Source organism: Odoribacter sp. AF15-53 (assembly GCF_003479425.1).
GTDB lineage: Bacteria > Bacteroidota > Bacteroidia > Bacteroidales > Marinifilaceae > Butyricimonas.
In genome coordinates this window covers 356,062-376,435 of sequence record NZ_QUHC01000005.1, presented here as the reverse complement: position 1 = coordinate 376,435, position 20,374 = coordinate 356,062, and the positions used below count along the sequence as shown (strand labels likewise).

The 20,374-nt window shown below is 45.3% G+C and carries 17 protein-coding genes and 1 pseudogene; 3 read left to right on the top strand and 15 right to left on the bottom strand.

Features of this window, described 5'->3' with window-relative positions; all coding sequences use genetic code 11:
* Nucleotides 1-33 precede the first annotated feature (33 nt).
* The 15 genes and pseudogenes from DWW52_RS13075 to DWW52_RS13005 form a co-directional block, all read right to left on the bottom strand.
* Entirely contained in the window at nt 34-1,047 is a 1,014-nt protein-coding gene (locus tag DWW52_RS13075) for a YhcG family protein (protein WP_009125921.1), read from the bottom strand.
* 135 nt (nt 1,048-1,182) lie between these two features.
* A complete protein-coding gene (locus tag DWW52_RS13070) occupies nt 1,183-1,509 on the bottom strand; it encodes a helix-turn-helix domain-containing protein (RefSeq protein WP_004295487.1) in 327 nt (108 codons plus the stop codon).
* Between the two features lie 3 nt (nt 1,510-1,512).
* Complete coding sequence (locus DWW52_RS13065) at nt 1,513-1,824, bottom strand: helix-turn-helix domain-containing protein (RefSeq protein WP_004295488.1); 312 nt, start codon at nt 1,822-1,824, stop codon at nt 1,513-1,515.
* A gap of 398 nt (nt 1,825-2,222) precedes the next feature.
* On the bottom strand, nt 2,223-3,083 hold the full coding sequence (locus tag DWW52_RS13055; protein WP_004303821.1) for an RteC domain-containing protein: 861 nt from the start codon (nt 3,081-3,083) through the stop codon (nt 2,223-2,225).
* Between the two features lie 105 nt (nt 3,084-3,188).
* The gene (locus DWW52_RS13050) at nt 3,189-4,046 is read right to left on the bottom strand and encodes a helix-turn-helix transcriptional regulator (protein ID WP_004294809.1); all 858 of its coding nucleotides are present in this window, start codon (nt 4,044-4,046) and stop codon (nt 3,189-3,191) included.
* Between the two features lie 741 nt (nt 4,047-4,787).
* Nucleotides 4,788-6,308, bottom strand: a complete 1,521-nt coding sequence (locus DWW52_RS13045) for a PKD-like family lipoprotein (protein WP_158582593.1) — start codon at nt 6,306-6,308, stop codon at nt 4,788-4,790.
* A 21-nt stretch (nt 6,309-6,329) separates the two neighbouring features.
* Nucleotides 6,330-7,127, bottom strand: a complete 798-nt coding sequence (locus tag DWW52_RS13040; RefSeq protein WP_118715942.1) for a DUF4843 domain-containing protein — start codon at nt 7,125-7,127, stop codon at nt 6,330-6,332.
* A 15-nt stretch (nt 7,128-7,142) separates the two neighbouring features.
* On the bottom strand, nt 7,143-8,630 hold the full coding sequence (locus DWW52_RS13035) for a RagB/SusD family nutrient uptake outer membrane protein (RefSeq protein WP_118715941.1): 1,488 nt from the start codon (nt 8,628-8,630) through the stop codon (nt 7,143-7,145).
* A gap of 13 nt (nt 8,631-8,643) precedes the next feature.
* Complete coding sequence (locus DWW52_RS13030; RefSeq protein ID WP_233556894.1) at nt 8,644-11,817, bottom strand: SusC/RagA family TonB-linked outer membrane protein; 3,174 nt, start codon at nt 11,815-11,817, stop codon at nt 8,644-8,646.
* 601 nt (nt 11,818-12,418) lie between these two features.
* A pseudogene (locus DWW52_RS13025) lies at nt 12,419-13,877 on the bottom strand (ATP-binding protein).
* A 409-nt stretch (nt 13,878-14,286) separates the two neighbouring features.
* Nucleotides 14,287-15,048: an adenosylcobinamide-GDP ribazoletransferase gene (gene cobS, locus DWW52_RS13020; RefSeq protein ID WP_118715940.1), complete on the bottom strand. Its 762-nt coding sequence runs from the start codon at nt 15,046-15,048 to the stop codon at nt 14,287-14,289.
* 7 nt (nt 15,049-15,055) lie between these two features.
* Nucleotides 15,056-15,211: a hypothetical protein gene (locus DWW52_RS21020; RefSeq protein WP_158582592.1), complete on the bottom strand. Its 156-nt coding sequence runs from the start codon at nt 15,209-15,211 to the stop codon at nt 15,056-15,058.
* Between the two features lie 6 nt (nt 15,212-15,217).
* Nucleotides 15,218-16,258 (bottom strand): nicotinate-nucleotide--dimethylbenzimidazole phosphoribosyltransferase, encoded by a 1,041-nt coding sequence (cobT, locus tag DWW52_RS13015; protein WP_118715969.1) that lies wholly within the window; start codon nt 16,256-16,258, stop codon nt 15,218-15,220.
* Between the two features lie 63 nt (nt 16,259-16,321).
* Nucleotides 16,322-16,840 (bottom strand): bifunctional adenosylcobinamide kinase/adenosylcobinamide-phosphate guanylyltransferase, encoded by a 519-nt coding sequence (locus tag DWW52_RS13010; protein ID WP_199691998.1) that lies wholly within the window; start codon nt 16,838-16,840, stop codon nt 16,322-16,324.
* Between the two features lie 65 nt (nt 16,841-16,905).
* Nucleotides 16,906-17,295 (bottom strand): DUF2809 domain-containing protein, encoded by a 390-nt coding sequence (locus DWW52_RS13005; protein ID WP_370449522.1) that lies wholly within the window; start codon nt 17,293-17,295, stop codon nt 16,906-16,908.
* A gap of 244 nt (nt 17,296-17,539) precedes the next feature.
* On the opposite strand from DWW52_RS13005, the gene DWW52_RS12995 reads away from it, so the two are divergent.
* The 3 genes from DWW52_RS12995 (at nt 17,540) to DWW52_RS12985 (ending at nt 20,373) form a co-directional block, all read left to right on the top strand.
* Complete coding sequence (locus DWW52_RS12995) at nt 17,540-18,076, top strand: histidine phosphatase family protein (protein ID WP_118715938.1); 537 nt, start codon at nt 17,540-17,542, stop codon at nt 18,074-18,076.
* Nucleotides 18,077-18,176: 100 nt separating this feature from the next.
* Nucleotides 18,177-18,749, top strand: coding sequence for a cob(I)yrinic acid a,c-diamide adenosyltransferase (locus DWW52_RS12990; RefSeq protein WP_118715937.1), 573 nt, complete (start codon nt 18,177-18,179; stop codon nt 18,747-18,749).
* Nucleotides 18,750-18,897: 148 nt separating this feature from the next.
* A complete protein-coding gene (locus tag DWW52_RS12985; RefSeq protein ID WP_118715936.1) occupies nt 18,898-20,373 on the top strand; it encodes a cobyric acid synthase in 1,476 nt (491 codons plus the stop codon).
* Nucleotide 20,374 lies beyond the last annotated feature (1 nt).

The window sequence follows — 20,374 nt, the reverse complement described above, 5'->3', positions numbered from 1 at the left end:
TCGGCTTTTTTCATATGCCCGTGAGCGTTGTTGTCACACTTCCTGCAAGAGTGTTTGCAGCTCCTCCTGCGTGGGAAGATAGGTCATGTACTGGGCGGCGAAGACCTGCTTTTCATCTTCGGGCAGCGTGTAACGGACGACCGCGTCGTTTTTCTCCGCGCAGAGAACGATACCCACCGGAGGGTTATCCCCGGGATTCATCAACTCACGGGTGTAGTAATTGACATACATCTGCATCTGCCCCAAATCCTGATGGGTCAGCTCCCCGGATTTAAGGTCTATTAAAACGAAACAACGGGCCAGGTAATTGTAAAAGACCAGGTCGATGTAGAAATGCTTGTCGTCGAAGGAGATACGCTTCTGTCGCGCGACGAAGGCGAAGCCTTTCCCGAGTTCGAGCATCAAGCGCTGCAAGCGGCTGATGAGCAGTTGCTCCAGATCGGTTTCCAGAAAATGCTCTCCCTGCGGGATCCCGAGAAACTCCAGGATATACGGGTCGCGGATGATCTCTTTGGGTTCGACACGCCCGGGTTCGGTACGGGAAATTTCCTCTTTCACGGCTTTCTTGTCTCGGCTGGCCAGCAGGCGGTCATAGAAAAGCGTGTTGATTTGGCGGTCGAGCTGCCGGACACTCCAGTTTTCCTTGACGCACTCGTGCAGGTAAAAATCACGGGCGGCATCGCCCGACACCTTGAGAAGCGTGCGGCAATGCGACCAGCTCAATTTATCACACAGCGTGTGATATTTCGGGTAGCACTGGTAAAACTGCCTCATGTACCGCAGGTTGGTGGCCGTGAACCCGTTTCCGAACTCCGCCACGAGCCGCCTGGAAAGGGTGTTGATGACAGCCTTGCCATATCCGGCACGGTCGGTTCCCTGCTGCTCGTACTCCACTATGTATTTCCCTACCTGCCAGTAAGCCCTCACGAGGGTCGAATTGACATGATGTATCACCTTTGCGCGCGCTTCCTGCAAGATATGGCGCACGTTATGCAGCAGCTCTTCCTCCCCTTTGTCGGCAGGATGTATTTTATCTGTTTCTTTCATTGTTCATTATTATATAGGCTTCCAAGTGCAAACATACTGATTTTACGGCAAATATCGAGCGGTTGCACCGTCATGTCGTGCCTTATTCCATGTATCTCCGCGTTTTTCCATGACGCCGGACTCTCGGGACAGGGCCTAACCGGAACCGGCAGGACGATCCTTTTTCAGCTTGCGGAAATTACTGAAGTTACGCTCGATGAACCGCAGGACGTCCGATTCCCGGTAGAAGGTCTTGTGATAGATCATCTCGTAAGGCAGCTCTCCCGAGGTGCGGTAACGCTGGAGTGTGCGCTTGCTGATATTGAGCATACGGCACAGGTCGTAATTGTCCAGAAGACGCTCCCCGTCAGGCAGGATGGAAAGCGGTTGCTCCACGTCCCCCGCGCACAGCTTCTCGATACGTTCCAGCCGTTCCGAGAGCCGCTGCATCCATCCGTCGAAATATTCCTTGTCCAGAAACATGGCCTACTCCTTTGGTTGGTTCTTGCGCCGCACGGAACGCTCCTTCAGCACACGGCGGATTTCCGTGAGGGAATAATACAGCTTCCGGTTGATGGCCGAATAGGTGATCACGTGATCCGAGCGGAGGCGTTGAAGGGTACGCCCGCTGATGCCCAGGTAACGGCAGACCTGCTCGCCGTCCATCCATTCGTCGTTTATATACTCCTTATTCCATGCACGCCCCTTTTCAGGGAGAGAGGCGATTGCAGCCTCTATTTTCTCTATACGCCCGACAAGCTCGTTATAGGCTCGCGAACCGATCACTATGATTTTCATACTTCTTTGTTTTTTAGTCTGTTACAAAGGTCGGGCTTATATGGACAGCTTAAAACGAGGTCGGTACGACTTTTTTTTGATAATTTGCAGTGAACTGATTCTCAATGGTTCATGCGGTGAAGAAGGCAGTGTTTTTTACCGAAATCCGCGGCCCGTACTCGGTATTTTTATTGGCAGAAATGCGATAGCATACTGTGATTCAACGCTTAACGGTGTTCTAATCCGGACGGGGCCACAACGGAACACCCGTATCGGCTCCTTATACGGGTGCAAATACGGGCGTTCGGGAAAGTTCCTTTCGAGAGTTACGGGGGAAAACCGACCTCGGTTCTTTTGTTATATACAACGCTGATTATCAGTGTTTCTATAAGGAATAGAGTGCTTTACCGGTTCATGTTCTACTCGGAATTGCCGTTTTTCTTGTTTCGCTTCCACGTCTGCATACGTTTAAGCAGGGCCTCTTTCGCCTTGTCAAGCCACGGTGTCGGGTTGTTTCGGATTTTCATATCGCAGAATGTCCTCGAAAGGTTCATGTCGAGGTGTACGTTGAAAGCGTTGGAAATGTAGCTGGCAAGTTGCGTGAGTGGCACATTGCCGAAACAGCCTTTACTGTCGAGCAGGTAAATAAGTTCCGTCAGATCCGTCTTCGAGTCCTGCCATGTCGGACGCACGTCAGACAATGGCAGAACCATGTTCCGGAGGTTCGTGCTCTCCAGTGATTCCAATTCGCCCATAAGATAAACCGACAACATATCGTTGGCCAGGATTTTCGCCACCTTGAAATCCGCGTTTGTCGAAAACTGCGGGTCGAGTTCATAGTAGAAGGTTTCCAGGTATTGCTCCGTGTCGGTCTGCCCGCGCAGGAAATAGAGGCTGTCCAGGTGTGTAGCGCCGCTGCGGAAATAGCGGATAAAGTCGAGGCGTTTCTGCGTGTACGCGTTGATGGCCCGAACATGGGCGTCCAGGTACTCCCGTTGTGCCTCGATACTTCCTACCGGACGGTTCATCTCGATATTGTAGAGCTTGCGGTAATAGATCAGACGGCAAAAAAGACGAGGTTTGATTTCTTTGAAGAACTTTATTTCCTCGTCATCGTTTTGAAAACGGTAGCCGATGATATATTGTTTCAAACGGTCGAACGCTTCTCCCAGGACACGTGACGCTTCAAGCGACTTTTTCAACACGTCGGTATCCCGCGATTCGATACGTTCGATACTCCGCAGGACTTCGCTGTTTAATTTTTCTATAAATGCAATCATAATCCGTCTTGTTACTTTCGCGTATAAAGTTAGCGAATCGAAAAACCGGCGGATTACGATTTTTATCTTTCTCTTCGTTTTTTTATCACGGAGCCGATTTTAATGTCAGATCCGACCTTCCTGGCGGATGGAAGTGGGATTGCTCCCCATATTCCGCTTGCAAAAGTCCGTAAAGTGGGATTGGGCGGAGAAACCGCACATGTAGGCTATTTCCTGCAACGTGTAGTGTGTCGTCCGCAACAACTCCCCGATACGTTCGATACGGCGCTGACGTAACCACGAGGAGGCCGAGCAGCCGAAAACCCGCTGGAAACGCCGGCGGAAGGTAATCGTGCTGGAATACCCGCAAACCCCGGCGAGTTCCGTGACGTTATCCGAGGCAAGATAATTCGATTTGACACGGGAGATGAACTCGTAATCGTCCCCCAGGTGCAACAGCTCCTCGAACTCCCCGACATCGGCGGGAGTGAGATGTTCATAAGAGGCGTCGAGCATTTTCAGCATGACAGCAGCGTTACATTCAACGGGCATACCCAATGTCTTACGGGCTTCACGCAGGTAATTCTTGAACCGCAGCCGCAGCGTGTCGTGATGCGGGTAGGAACACTCGGACAGAATGGTGCAAACCGTCCGCAGTTCATCGACACAACAGTAGCCGAAATACCACGTTACAAGACGCTCGACGTAATGGACGACATGAAATTCCTCCGAAAGCATCAGAAGAAGCAGGAACGGGGTGAAATCCTGGTATTCCCTCGTTATGGGACGGGGTGCTTCGTCAAGCAAGGAGGCGATGTCCCGCATCAGCAGAGAATCTCCCGAGTACGCTTTTATTTGTTCGGAACTGCGGGCATAATCCCGGTAACGCGATATGACCGCCGACAAAGCATTGAACTTCACGGCGTGAACGCCTTCTATAAAGGAAGGGCGAAGACTGTTGTAAATGGATAAGTCGGTTTGCATAAGTCATTTCTATAAAACGGAGCCGCATCCCCTTGTTGCCAAAACTCCGCAAGTCGTTACTTATGAACCGCTTGGAACACGGTACGAATCCTAATTACAAATATATCGCATCTGATAATCCGGAACAAATATCAGCAGGTAAAAATGAAAATAAACCTCGTTATTTTTGATTATTACCTGCAATAATATTATATTTGCAAACAAATAAGAGTTGTTTGACAGCATGAGAAATATAGTGTATCAAAGCACTTTACCAATTTCTTATCCGTTGCCCATTCTCATGCGAGTTTCTTTTAATCTATTTGTAGTCAATTAAATACCTTCAGACTACATCAAATATATCAAAAATATCTGTAAACACGTTGCCTTTCATCGACCAATACAAATTTTCGTACAGATATCATTGCCAATTTATGAAGAGTTCAATACTGGATTTGTCCTTAATACCTACTGACTACTGTATCACTACCTATAACTATATTTTCAATAATTTATAAATACACTTTATAAAGCTTATTTAATATAAGCTTCATATAAGGTTTCTATAAAGTATCTATAAGCTTCATGAAGGTACTATTCAAGTAGTCATCAATTAATAACCAAGTAGTCATTATTGAACTCTACATTAACAAACAACTATCACTCTATCAATTACCGTGTATTGAAGCAAAAATAAAAAGCACCATTCTCCCGTGTAAACCACGTTCAAATGGTGCTTTCCCGATATATCAAACAACTACATTAGTATCTTTTAAAATCAATACTCTTGATCTTGCACAATCCGGACCAACTGAATCCCGGAACCTCTTCTATGATAATATTGTTAGGATCGTTAACCACCTTGTACCGTGTCAATGTTCCTCCCGTTTCTTTCGGTTTTGACGGGTCATAGGTCCCCACGTAAAAGAAATCATCACCAGCCCGCGTATCGATTAAAATGTCATAGTGCAGCAAGGTTATTTCCTGATCCCCGAAATCTTCAATCAACTTCACCTTTTCTGCAATATAATCATACGTGTATAACTTTGAACCCGTGGCATAAATCAGATAGGATCGCTGGGCGCTAGCCCCGAAGAACTTCGCTTTATCAATATCCGTGGCTTTATCCAGAAGATACCTTTTATTCTTAACCATCTTATCCATACCCCACTCATATTTAAGCAAATAAGAATACAAATAATAATCCCCTGCCCCATCGGTTAATATGGTATACGAATAACCATCCAAGAAACGACTGCTTATGTTGGTAACATAATCCAATCCCGTCTTCCAAGAAAAAATCCCGATATCATCCCGTGTATCTTTCAATGTATCACAATATCCCGCAGGAGATGCGTAAGCCCTTCCTCCTGTATAAACAAAACGTTTTTCGTCGTTATTATAAACAACATACATAAACACCATGCCCTTAGGATTATAAGCGATCTTATTTCCGATAGTAAAAAGATCATAACTCCCCTGGTAGTGATTTGCCGGATTCTGAAAAACGGCACTAGAGATCAAAAAACCATTATGGAACAAGGTGTTATCAATAATCGCAGCCCTGTTATACCCACTTACTTGAGCCACATCCTGAAGAACGTAATGTTCCAAAAGTCCGGGATCAAAAAAATTATATTTCAAATGCGTGTGATCACCTCCTTTAAAATCATCCCGGGTTAACCGATAGGTGCCGTCTCCCGTTGACACATGGATCATGTTGTTCGTGTAATTATCAACAACCCAAACTTTCTCCGGGTTCCTCAAAACGGGTAGTCCGCTATCATGCAGAATATCCTTCAACACCATCGTGTCCACGGAAAAAGTAATCATATCCATCTGAGCCTCCCCGTTGCTGTTCTCTCCGAGCACGACCCAACCACTGGTTAACAAATCCTGCACCTGCATCACCGTAGCATTCGAGTATTCCATCGTGTTTAATGTATCTTTTACTTTGAAAAACAACGTGTATGTTTCCGTCGGCAGAGTTACAGGATACACCAAATCACGTTCATTCCCAATAGGATACTCGGGGAAATTAATACCATTCGAGCGAGCAACCCACTCGAATGTCAGGTTCTTGCTTTCTCCCAGCTTGAAATTCAGTTTTGGTGAAATCTTAAGCGTGTCCACGAACGACGTGAGGATATAGGCGGTGTCAAAACCGCTATCCTCGATCGTTATCTCGTTAAATTCATGGTAATCGTAATTCCCTTTATCATCATAACATCCCGTGCATAAGCATATCGCCAATAGCGCGAGTAAACCTATTTCCTTTTTCATAACTTTCATTGTTCAACATTATTAAACTAAAGGTCCTACCGCCATTTTCACCGGATTCCCCTCCTTGTCCTTCTCATCCTCGTAAACGGTTTCTCCCTTCGCCTCCATCTCTTTCAGGTATTTATCCAACCCTTGGGCATAAGTCCGCTGTCTCTCCATATCCATGGTGATCACGTTGTCAAAATCGGACATCTGCAACCCGAACATCTCGCACAATAACTTGATCTTCTTCTTGGAATAAGGCCCAAAATAATTCTTGGTCCACGCCTTCGGCATGAAGACCTCATCCGAAAGTCCTACCACGTGACGAATCACATCCTGTTCCTCTTTCGTGTAATCCTTGTTTTCCAAGGGCCGCCAAATATTCATGGGCAACGAGAAATACTCGTTCTCGATTAATCGTAACGTCACGTAATAAGTAGAATCCAACATCTTTGCCTGACGATGTCCGGTAAATTCCACGTAACCGTCACGTTCCCCGGCAGCAATCACGTACCGTTCTTCTAGAGGCGCGTAATCCTCTCCCACCAAGGCGGTAGTTAATGAATCGACAACCGTCACCGTAAAATAACGATCATAATTCACAACTTGTCCCATCACCCGCACTTTCAATCTCACCGTACTATCGTTCTCCAATAGCAAGGAAAAGGGGATCAAGGTCGTGTCGACATGTGCCCAGATTTCCGGATTCCCGTACAAACTGGGCGGCACTTCCTGGACTGAAAAATATACCCCGTCTTTTCCCTCGTAATCCATCATCTCTTTCTCACATGCAAGAAATAACAGAACGACTGACAATAAAAATATATATTTTTTCATACGAAGAAATTTAAATTAATTCTTAAGATCGTTTTCTTTTCTATAATCCCGCTCCGATTGCGGCAAATCAAACAGATAAAAGCGTTCTTCCATGGCAACAGCCTCTCCCTGTTTTACCCCGGAGGCAATCTCCGTTTTTCCTTTCCGTTTATAGAGCCAGAACAATTGTCCTTCCCCCACAAACTCCCGCTTGTATTCCCGCTCGATGCTTGTTATCAAGTCCACTTCAGCTGGGATGTTTTTCACGTTACGAGCCGCTCTCACGGCATTCAGGTAGTCGCGACCCTCTTTCGGGTCCGGACAACATTCTGCCGCGATGAGATACACCTCGGATACCCGGATCACGGGCATGATGTAACGATATCCTTTACTTACTTCCGTTTTCGGGTCCTTATCATCCACCTCCATGTATTTAATCACGTGAGGGTATGAATTATTATCCGGATCAACCATTTCCCCAAACCAGTAGGAAAGTCTGTAATCGTTATCATCACCCTCGTATAGATCTTGCATAACCTCTTTATCTATACGCAACACGCTCCCCTGTTTTAAATTGGCCCCGAAACCGATCTCGTACACACCTTCTTTCCTTTTCAGGTTATAGAGACCAAATATTATCTCGCTTTGATAAACACGATCTTCCTTATCCGCGGTAACCACCTCTTCCCGGGTCACGAAAGGGAACCATTCATGTCCCTCGTGTATACCGCGAATTACCTTATCCGCATACTCCCAGGCCACGTCCTTTTCCCCGCAATAAAGTGCCACCCGTGCCATTAAAGCCTGCACGGCATAATAATTTAGCCGCATGGAACGATAACGCATATCGTTCGCACCCCCATCCGGTTCATCGCCCCACGCACCACCGGTTTCAATCACGGGATCATACCCGAGCAATAAATCCTCGGCACCTTTCAAGTCTTCCATGATCAGCCGGGCAACCTCTTTCGCCGGGAGTAAAGGATTCACTTTCGTCTCGGAAGTCATCGCATAAGGTATACACACGCTTTCCTTGTCCTTGCTATAACTCGGACCGAATATCCGGAACAATTCAAAATGCAACAGGGCACGTAAAGCTAAAGCCTCGCCTTTTATCACATGATAATAAGAATCATCCAACACGTCACGATCCGATTCACAATGTTCCAGTATCGTATTGACGTTATTCAATAAAGCGTACGCCCTGCTCCAGCAGCCACTCACCGTACTGTTTTTTGTCACGTTATCAAACTCAGCCAAAGACTTATACGCATGATCTTTTTCCCGACAGGTATAATACTGGGCCAAAATATCGGTCATTCCCCACGTCAGTGTTCTCCCGTACAAACTACTATTCAACAAGTCTATATAAACACCGTTCAACGCGGTCATGAATCCCCGGGAAGTGCGGAAAAGGTCATTCTCCATGATCCGATCCTCCGAACTGACTTTCAGCCAATCGGAACAAGACAAGGTGAGGGTGCCAAGCACCACGCACAGCAATAATTTCAATTTTCGTATCATATCCACACTTGTTTTAAAATCTTACACCTAAAGAAAAACTAACAGAACGAGCAAAAGGATAATCCAGTCCCCGTTCTTCTTTGAAAGAAGAGATTCTGAAAATATCGTTCATGTAAACACGGAAATTCATTCCTTCAATTCCCGCTCCCTGTAACCAGAGCGCATCCATATCATAACCGATCGAGATAGACTCCCCGGAAAAAGTATTCTCCGTCACCACGAAACGCGAAGACAGGGGTGTGGAAGAATAATCGTCGATCGCCTTAAACTTCGACTTCTCTCCCGGCTTCTTCCAACGATCGTGCAAAGCTCGCTTGTCCTGATTCCGGGCTATATTGTCCTGACTGATATTCTCCACTTTTTCATACAACGCCGAGGCCTTGGTTTCCCCGCCTAAACGATAGCGGAAATTGAAAGATGCAGATAACTTTTTGTAGTAAAACGACATCCCGACTATTCCCTCGACATCTGGCACTGACGATCCCACGATCACCTCATCGGACGCGGAATACAAAAAGGTCTGCGTGCCATCTTTTTTCAAGAAAACCTCACGTCCCGTTGCCGGATCAATCCCCAGAGAAGGAACAGCCCACAAATCATCGGGACTGCCGCCCTCGTAATAGCGGTTCAGAACGGTGGAACTCCCCACCTCGTTCAAATAATCCAGTTTATCCCCGATATCGCGATATTCCGAGTGATTCGCCCGGGCATTCATGTTTACACTACAAGACAAATCCTGTTTCCGAAGAAAGACATAATTCAGCGTTGCCGTCCATCCCCGCGAGATTTGTCTTCCCAAATTCGTGTATAAACTCGTTGCCGCGGCAGAAGGGGGCATGCTGATGGAGACGAGCAAGGGATCTGTATCCTTGAAATAATAATCAAAAGACACGCGTATCCTGTTGTCTATGATCGACAAGTCAACACCGATATTTTTATCCACAGTCCGTTGCCATTCCAAATCTTTATTCCCGTATTTCTCAATCAACGCACTTGCCCCAAACATATTTTGCAATTCCACGTTGTACACGTACGTCTTCTGGGAGATGTAAGCATCAAAATTCTCGTTCCCGGGATTACCGATCGATCCCCGGATTTTCAGATTATTCACCCATCCCAATTTTTGTATGAATCCTTCATTATGAATATTCCAGGCTAAACCGATCGCCCACGTCGTGGAGAAAAGTTTGTTGCTACCGAAAACGGAAGTCCCGTCAGCCCGCAGGTTAAAATCCATCAGGTAACGATTATTATAGGAATAGTTCAGGTTCATGAAAAAACTGGTAGAACGCTTGCGGTCTTTCGAGTAAGTTGGCTTCTGATTTTCCCGGAATCCCGTGGAATAAGCCGGATTCTTGTGAAAATCATCATTAAAACCCACAACACTATAACCGGACGTTTCCGATCGGGATTCACTGAACGACCATCCCCCGACGAAATTAACCTGATGAATATTATTAAATATTTTACCAAAAATAACGTTCAAATCTCCATTATACGAGAAACTCTCGTTCTGACTGGAGGAGAAAGAACCTTTCTTCAATTTTTCAGTCTCCAGGAAATCCGTGTGATTCGGAGACTTGAAAGCTTCTGTTTTCGAGATGCTCTTGGATATTCCCAAACGAGCCCGTAATCGCAACGCATCGAGGGTTGTCCACTCCATCGTGAAATTATCCCTTAACGCGAGGTCCTTGGTTTCATTCGTGTTTTCGATATTCCACACGTATAACGGGTTCAACATATCCTCCCCGTAAAGCCCTGTCCTTCTCTCCAAATACATGGGGATAGTTCCGTTTTCCTGCTTTTTCCGGTAATACGGGTTTGCCCTTGAAAACTCAGAAAAAGCTACAGGTTCCCGTTTCGAATTAGTGACATCCAGACTCGCTTTATTCGAGAACAGGAGTCCTTTTTTGCGATAGATCAGATCAATGTTCACCCCCAGACCGTCACGATCCGACTTTTTCATCACGCCGTCCCGGTTATTATAACTGATACCCAAACCATAGCGCATCGCCTTGTCTCCCCCATCAATATACAAGTTGTGGGAATGATTGAAAACAGTCCTCAAAGGTTCCCCCAGCCAATAGGTGTCGACACCTCTCAACACCTCTTTTAAACGGATGTAATAATCCTGCATCTTCTGGAGTTTATCGACAAACCCTTCATACCCTTCTATCGGTGAATAACGCCCGGCTAACAACTCGAATTCCAACTTCTCGGAGGCGTTCATCAAATTATAATCCGACAAATCGGCAAATGACACCCCGTAATTACCGCTGTACGACAAGCGCAATTGTCCCGATTCCGGGGATTTCGTTTCCACGACAATCACGCCATTGGCAGCCTTTGACCCGTAAATGGCCGTGGAGGCGGCATCTTTCAAAATCGTCACGTTGGCCACCCGATCCATGTTCAGATTTATAATAGTTTCCAGCGTGCTTTCCACCCCGTCCAGAATAAACAAGGGTTGATTGGGATCATTTTCAAATTCCGTTTTCAATCCCACGACACTTGTTTTCCCCCGGATTTCAATCTTGGGCATACGATTCGGGTCCGATCCCCACTGCTTGCTTTCCACGACCAGCATGGACGGATCCAGCGTTTTCAGGCTTTGGATAAGATTCTGCGCCCCAATCATCTTCAGTTCTTTCGCCGAGTAAGTCGTAGCCGATCCCGTGTAACTATTCTTATCCCGGGAGTAGATCCCGTTTACCACCACTTCCTCGATCCCCTTCACCTCTTCTTCCATCCGAACCAAGACTTTCTTACCCGGAGTCATTTCCTTTTCCACCGGCTTCATCCCGATAAATGAAAAAACCAGTACCGCTTTTCCTTCTTTCGCTGCCTGAAAACGAAATTCCCCGTTCATATCCGTGGAAGTCCCCATCCGGGTCCCTTTCAACAAGACGGTCACGCCGGGCAACGGGTTCCCCTCCGTGTCCATCACTTCACCCATGTAAACTTCCTGTTTTTGATTTCCCGGCTTTTCTCCCCGAGTCACGGTATCCTGTCTGACTAGGATCCCGGGGAAAAAGCCCCCTACACGAGGAACATCGCTCGTCCCGGCCCGTGTAAAGAAGGGGAATCCAAGCAATAAAACAATAAGCAAGCGGGAAACCGTAGTGACTGTCTTTCTTTCCGATAGTAATTTTTGCCGAAAAAATTTCCTGTCATAAGTTTTTTTCATAACTTTGATAATTAATTGGTTTATAAAACTAATTGATGCAAGGGGGTGATATTCAACGTGCAAAAGTTTAGGATTCACCCTCCTTTTTCATTTTTCTAATAGGAAAATCTTTTTAATTCTTCATGGCTTGTAAATTTTGAGTCTTTATTCATTCCGTTTATTTTAGTCTGGTTGCAACCCTAAAATCCTTTATTGATTGAAAATTTCTTCTATATTGCCGATCCCCATACAAAAAATGATACAATAAAAAAAGCGAGGATCGTCAACACTCTATCTAAACTGAGGCATCGCCAAACGCCCGGAAGTAAATAGACAACGATCCACGCCTAACCAGCGTGAACTCACCGTCTAACCTTACTTCCTTAAATTGGCGATTTTCAGTTTAAGATTAGCACAAACTCACAATATTTTTAAGGCAGGCTCTCCTACCTATTTCGTATCATACCTGCAAATATATAAATACTTTTTCATTTTTCAATATTTTTTCTGATTTAAGAATTAACCAAAATCATACTAGATTGTTAAATCTAAAGAGATTTAACTTTATATACATCACTTACTCCACAGCAATGCTTTTACTATTGTTTCCTTTAGCCATTCGCTACTCTCTCTTTAATAAAGTCTTTCCTTTTTCCGTCAGATTATATTTCTGTTTGGGATGTTTGGGTTGTTCGGGATAAAGCGGCTCTACCAATTTTAACCCTATAGCCGGATAAAGGTAGTTTTCCAAAAAGTTGCTTTTATCTTTCAGGCCCATTGACTCCATAATTTCTTTGGCCGAACACGTATTACCGTCAATTGCTACCAAAACTTTTTTAACCTGTGGGGAAACTGTGGGGCAACTGTGGGGTAACTGTGGGGTAACTGTGAAATTTTGCCCGACAGTATCCCGTACATAACGAAACACGACCTGTACAAAAGCACCGTCCGAATGAAACTCTGGGTCAGGAAGTCCCACACGGCGGCATTCACTAATCATCAATCCAATGCCCCGTCCCCAACTTTCCAACACCTTGCTTTTATAAAGGACATTAGCTATAATAGGATTTTGTGGCTCAGAATCATGCGGTCCTAGCAACCTCTCCAAGGTCATATCCTCCGGGAACGTGCCACTATTCGTGATTTCCACGCGATCATCATAGATGGCTATGCTGACGGAACTGCCCGGTTTGTGGTACAGACGGTGTGAAAAGCTGTTTATACAACTCTCGCGCAGAGCTTTATAGGGAATAGTCAGTTCCTCATCCCGGTATAGCTTTTCAACCTTCCCGGAAAGTAACAGATGTTTGAAGAAAAAAGCCATAGCTACATCCAGCAGTTCAAAGATATTGCCATGTACGCGCTGGTTGTCTATAAACTCGTCTTTATTCGTTCCTTTGAAACGTGCCATACGCAACAGGCATTGTGGATAATCTGACAAGTTTTTGCCGAACAATACTGCTGCCGCATTTTTCAGTTTACCATCACCCGATGAGAGGTCGAATTTTTCAAGGATAAGCGGAATTTCTTCTATCGTGGTCGTCTCCGGCAAGCGTCCACTCTCAACTCCCATACGGACAGCACCACGGATAAGGTTCTCGTTAAGATTTTCGATTCTTAAATCCTCATTGATAATAGCCTCCCATCCATATTTACCACCCCGTTGCAACAGTAATAAATTATATTTTTCCTGCGGCATGGCGGACGTCACACTTTCCATGCGGTGGTAGGCTCTTCCCTTATAAGCGAAAGGGCGGGCACTCAATTGAGGATCAACACAAAGGGCAATCACATACTTGTTTGTGTCGGGAATGGCAGTGTAGAAAATTTCGATCGCAGTCAATGGCTCTATCCGCCTGATTGCTTCTATAATATCCCGTTTTGTCTTGTCGCTCAGATCCTGTCCGATTATCTTCTTTGTCCGTTACGCCGAACAACACGGTTCCACCTGCCCCGTTGAGAAAAGCACAAAGCGTTTCCATACCGCGCTCCAACTGTCCGGTGGTTTCTTTAAATTCTATTTGTTCGTTTTCATTCTGGATTATCAGGTTCTTTATATCCTCAAGATCATCTATTTTCATGCTGTATGTTATTGATTTACAAAAGTACTTTTTTTTGCGATATCGTATGGAAATAACAAATTTGTCCCTACTTTTAGGATATTCTGCTAACACCTGTCTGAGTTCGTAAAAACTAGAAGTGATTGAAAAGATCAGTATGTTGAAGGAGTGAACTTGACAATCAGCCTATTAAAAAGATAAAATGCATAAATTACTACCGGAAATTCCTGTTTCCGTCTATGTTATGGAAGAGATCATGAATAAAAAAACAAAAAGAGTAAGATATGGGAAATAACATTGTTGGTGTCCTCTTGTGGGGCAGTGAAGTGGGAAAACTCTATTGGTATGAGAACATGTAGAACGTTTTTTAATCCCCTTGGCTAAAAAAGGCCAAAGGGGAAGAAATATCCGGATAGAAATGATCTCCTGTCTAAAACAAAAACTGATGACGGCACCAAATAACTAAAACACTCAGATAGAAAACTTGCTCGATGATTAACACGGAGGCCCCGCAACAGTCTCCCGTGTAGCCCCCGATCTTGATTTTCAAGAAGAAACGTAAGGCTATCGCCGTCAAAATAGTGGGAATCATGGCGAAACAAAAACTCGCATCCTTCAAGAAATAGAACGGGATCAGCGTGATCAATCCCACGATCACGAAAATAAGCGTGCGTACTTTACTATAAATCAACTTCGTTTTGCTTTCTTCCTCTTTCCGAACATAGGGAAGCGTGTTGATCATCACGGCCGTACACAGTTTGGAAAAACTATCCGCCGCGATCACGATCGGGAAGATCATGGCCGGATCGAAACTGGATAATAACGAATAATATAAAATAAAATAGAGAACCAACCCGATTGTCCCGTAACACCCGATATGCGAATCTTTCATAATTGCCAAAATCTTCTCCTTAGAAGTTCCCCCGCCAAAGCCATCAAAGAAATCAGCCAACCCGTCTTCGTGCAATGCTCCCGTCAATAATAACCGGGCTATAATAGCCAATATGCAAGCCACCTCCAACGGTAATATCTGCGCGGTCAACCACAACACTCCTCCCGTGACCGTTCCCGTCAAAAATCCCACCAAGGGCCAAAATTTGATCACATCCGTGAAATAACGCTTGTCCACGTTAATCACCCGCCACAAGGGTAACCGGGTAAACATCATTATTGCCGCCAAAAAAGAACGCATATTAATTTCAAATTTTAGATTTTAGATTCCAGCCGCACAAAGCTGATGCTATTCTGTGATTCTGAGATTTCGGATTAGGTGATTTCATTCGCACGAGACTAACGTTTTTAATAATCACGTAAATCATTGAATCGGCAATCACGTAATCATTCTGTTTTTTCATTTTCAATTATTTAAAGTATTTCGTCACCGCAGCCTCTTTGAAAGAAGCCATTTCGTTGATCATGTTCACGGCAGACTCCAACAGAGGATAAGCACAGATAGCACCCGTACCCTCGCCCAAACGCAAACCAAGATTCAACAAGGGTTCGGCTCCCAGGTAATCCAGTACAAGTTTGTGACCGCACTCGTCTCCTTGATGCCCGTAAATGCAATAATCCGTCAAAGCAGGATACAAAGCCCGACCTGCCAACACGCAGTTCGTCATGATGAAGCCGTCCACGATGATAATCATCCCCAATTCGGCGGCACGTAACATACCTCCAACGGCAGCCACCATTTCAAACCCACCGAAATAACGGATGATATCTTTGGGCGTCCCGTCTCCCTTGTAATTCTCCATACATTGCTTCAACACGTTGTATTTATGCTCCACACCATCCTTGGACAAACCACTCCCGGCTCCCACGCAATCACTCAACGGAATACCCGTGAGATAAGTCATCCACATGGAAGAAGAAGAAGTGTTGGCAATTCCCATTTCCCCAAAACTAACCACGTTAGTCCCCTCACCATGCACCATATCAACAATTTCCGCCCCGATCTCGATAGCCCGGTCAAACTCGGTTTCCGACATGGCAGCTTCATACAGGTAATTTGATGTACTCTTGCGAATCTTGCGATCAATCAATCCTTCCATGGGTTCGAAATCCGCATTTACCCCACAATCCACCAGTTTAATCCCAAAGTGATGCTGCCGGGCAAACATATTCACCCCGGCTCCCCCTTTGATAAAATTAAAAATCATCTGGGCCGTTACCTCGGGAGCCGAAAAACTAACCCCTTCCTTCACGATCCCATGATCCGCGGCAAAAATTATATTCTGCGGTTTTCTCAATTCCGGAGAAAGCGTCTGTTGAATCAGCCCGATCCGGGTTGCCGTTCTTTCAAGTAATCCCAAAGAACCTTTCGGCTTGGTCAAATTATTAATCTTATCTATCAAATCAGGCAATATTGCCTTGTCGGTTTCACTTATTTCGAAATTCTTCATACAACTGAAAATTGAAAATTGAAAATTGAAAATGCTAAACATTCAATTTTCAATTTATTTATACTATTCATTTTTTACACTCAATGCTATCCCGGAGACCATCAAGATGACCTCGTTAGCTTTGCTGCCGATATACTGGTTCACCCATCCTTGTAAATCCGTAAAGCGACGCTGGACGGGGTCCACGGCAATTCCTCCCATCCCAATCTCGTTCGTGACGAAGATAAACGTGGCCTCCTGTTCTACGAAGCGGTCAAACTCGGACTTTATCTCCTGCAAAGACTTGTCCACGTTGGAATCATTATCAAAAAAGAAATTCGTACTCCACAATGTCACGCAATCAATGACCACTACTCTCCCCCGTACATCGCATTTGCCGATCCATTTCTCCTCTTCCAGATTAGTCCATTGCGGCCCGCGATCCAGTTGATGACGTCGCACCCGCTCCCGAAACTCGTCATCCCACACTCGGGAAGTAGCCAAGTAAACCGGATCTTCAGCCAGGCGTAACGCCAACTCTTGGGCGTACCTACTTTTCCCAGAACGCTGTCCGCCTGTAACCAATATTATTTTTCTTTTCATCATGGCAACAAATTTCTCTGTTTTTTCAAGAAATACAAAGTTTTATCCCGGAAAATATAAAACATTTATTTTTGGCTCCACCCCAGTAACGAGTCCACGACAATGCCAAGAATTATTCCCACCGTGTAACACGCTATATCACTCCACAAGAATCCAAACCCGAGTACCAAAGCTCCCAATGTTGTCGCCCGGATGGCGTCAATCCAAGGAGCGTGATACAACTGACTGACCTCGATCAAATAAGAAAACGCTAAAGCAATACCGAAAGAAGCCCGTTTTTTCAAGTTCACGAACAGGAAACGACACCCGAAATACACCATCATCCCCCAAAGCACGTCACCCAAGTACATCTTCACGAAATCAAGCGTACAAGCACTCATTTTCCGGGAAAGTAATCCCAAAATAATTACTAAAAGAGTCAATAACAAATAATTCCGTCGTTTACTTTTCATCATGTTCATTTTTTTACCCACTCCTTTCGGGAAACAAATCTACAAAGAATCAATTCTTCATCAAAAAACAAAAGATACTAAAATTTCCATTTGTTTTGTAGATACAAATAACACAACGTTTTATGAATATCGTATTCGAAAAATGCGAAAACAAACACCAGAAAGAAGTTATGGATATTTTCAACTACTATGTTGAAAAATCTAATTGTTTACTACTTTTGTCTATTGGATGTTTTAAAAAGTAGTGATGATAGAACTTATATTATCCCGACACGGGGAAACTTTAGAGAATCAGCAACATATACTTCAGGGACAACTTCCCGGAACGTTATCACCCTTGGGTATCGCCCAGGCGAAAAAACTGGCGGAAGCCCTGCAAGACGAAATTATTGACAGCGTCGTATCCAGCGATCTGGCTCGAAGCTACGACACGGCTATGGCCGCCGCCAAACCTCACGGTTTGACGCCACACCCGACCCCCTTACTACGGGAAATGGATTGGGGTATCTATACCGGTAAACAACTGGACGATGTCGATTGGCTAAATCTGCCTCCCAGCGTGGAATCTCTGGATACTCTTTTTCAACGAGCCATTGATTTTATCGACTACCTGAAAAAGAATTTCCCGGGACAACGTGTTTTGGCAATCGGTCACGGAGCCTTCAATCGTGCCATTATCGCTTACCTCGAAGGGAAGAAAGCCACCGATATGATCGACTTGCCCATCATGGAAAACACCAGTTGTATACGATTTACCATAAATGAAAAAAAACAAATAGTATAATCCAATTGGAAATCGAAATCCCCCATTTTCAATTTTCAATTTTCAATTCTCAATTTTCAATTTTCAATTCTCAATTTTCAATTTTCAATTTTCAATTCTTATGAGAATTTACACGAAAGGCGGAGATAAAGGCAAAACCGGGATATTCGGCGGGAAGCGGGTAGACAAAGACGATATCCGAATCGAAGCGAACGGCACGTTAGATGAACTGAATGCCACGCTAGGAGTAATCCGGGCCATGCTGGACGAGAAGGATGAACGTCAGGAGTTACTTGCCTGCATACAACGCGCGTTAATGGTTGTCATGTCGCAGGTAGCTACTCCCTCGGATGTTCGGGAGCAGAACCAGAACAAGGTTCCGGAAGACATTGATCTGTATTGTGAACAACAAATTGACCGGATGAATGCCGAGATGCAACACCCGTCAACTCATTTTATTCTACCGGGAGGAACCCTCATTTCTGCTCAATGCCACGTGGCCCGTACGATAGCCCGCCGGGCAGAAAGGCGGTTATGGACATTGAACAGAACAGACGAAGTCCCCCCGCTCATCCTTCGTTTTGTAAATCGACTCTCGGACTTGTTGTTTACCATGGCCCGCTGGGAAATGGATAAACAGGGAGCCATGGAGGAAAGGTGGAAAGCATTTTTGTACAAGAAAAAAAGTCCATAAAGTCCATAAGGTCTATGAACCCTCGCGGGGCGCTTTGTCTACGGCAGCATAGCCGCCGAATCACGGAATTTAAAATCATAAATCAAGAAATGGGAATGGCTTTGTGCGATCGGAATCTAAAATTTAAAATCTAAAATCTAAAATTAGCATGTCGTTTCGTCCTATCATGTTTGTCGGTACCTGCTCTGATGCAGGAAAAAGTATTATCAACACGGCATTTTGTCGCATTTTTAAACAAGACGGGTTTCATCCGGCTCCTTTTAAAGCACAAAACATGTCGTTGAATTCGTATTCCACGCCCGACGGGCTGGAAATCGGACGAGCACAGGCGGTGCAAGCTGAAGCATGCGGTATCCCGCCGGAAAGCGACATGAACCCCGTGTTGCTGAAACCCACGAACGAACAGAGTTCGCAGGTCGTGCTAAACGGAAAACCCGTTGGCAACATGTCCGCCAAGGAGTATTTCATGGCAAACAACAAAGCAGAGCTATTCAACCAAGCTTATGCCGCTTACGAACGCCTGCATGCCCGCTATTCTCCGATCGTACTGGAAGGAGCCGGGAGTATATCGGAAATCAATCTCCGAAAACGGGACATCACGAACATGCGCATGGCGTTGCGCACGGGAGCCGCCACCTATTTGGTTGCCGACATTGACCGAGGTGGGGTATTTGCCTCCGTGTACGGTTCTATCGCGCTACTTCCCGAAGAAGAGAAGAAATTAATCAAGGGTATCATCATCAACAAATTCAGGGGAGATATCTCTCTTTTCGACGAGGGCCGGAAAATCCTTCATGAACTCACGGGCGTTCCCGTGGTCGGGGTGATCCCTTATTTCCGGGACATTTACATCGAGGAGGAAGACTCCGTGTCACTGGAATCCAAGAACACGAGAGCGGGAAGCGACAAGATCAACGTGGCCATCGTGCTACTAAAACGCCTCTCCAACTTCACGGATTTCAGTGTGCTGGAACGGGACGAACGTTTTCATACTTACTACACGAATAACGTGGAAGAGATCGGTAAAGCCGACATTATCATACTACCGGGAACCAAAAACACGATAGCCGATTTGCAAAATATCAAAGCGAATGGGATCGCAGACGCGATCATCCGAGCACATAAAGACGGCAAAAAAGTGATCGGAATCTGCGGGGGCTACCAAATGCTAGGAGCTCGTATTGAAGATCCCGACCGAATAGAAGGAGAAACGACCTCCATTCCGGGATTAGGAATCCTGCCCCTGATCACCGTTATGGAGCCCGAGAAAGTAACCCGCCAGAGCCGATTCCAATTTCGGAATCACCCGGACACCTGCCGGGGATACGAGATACACATGGGTAAAACCACGCTATTGGACGGAAGCACGGCATCATCATTAAACCGGCTAGAGGACGGTCGGGAGGACGGGTATCTGCTGAATGACAAATGCTGGGGAAGTTACCTTCATGGAATACTAGATAATGACGTCGTTCTCAATGAACTGGCCGAAGGTCTGACACAAGCGACACCCACAACATTCAATTACACGGATTTCAAGAATCAACAATACGATAAACTGGCAGAACACGTGCGCGCATGCGTTGACCTACAATACATTTACTCTACCCTTAAAACAAAATAAT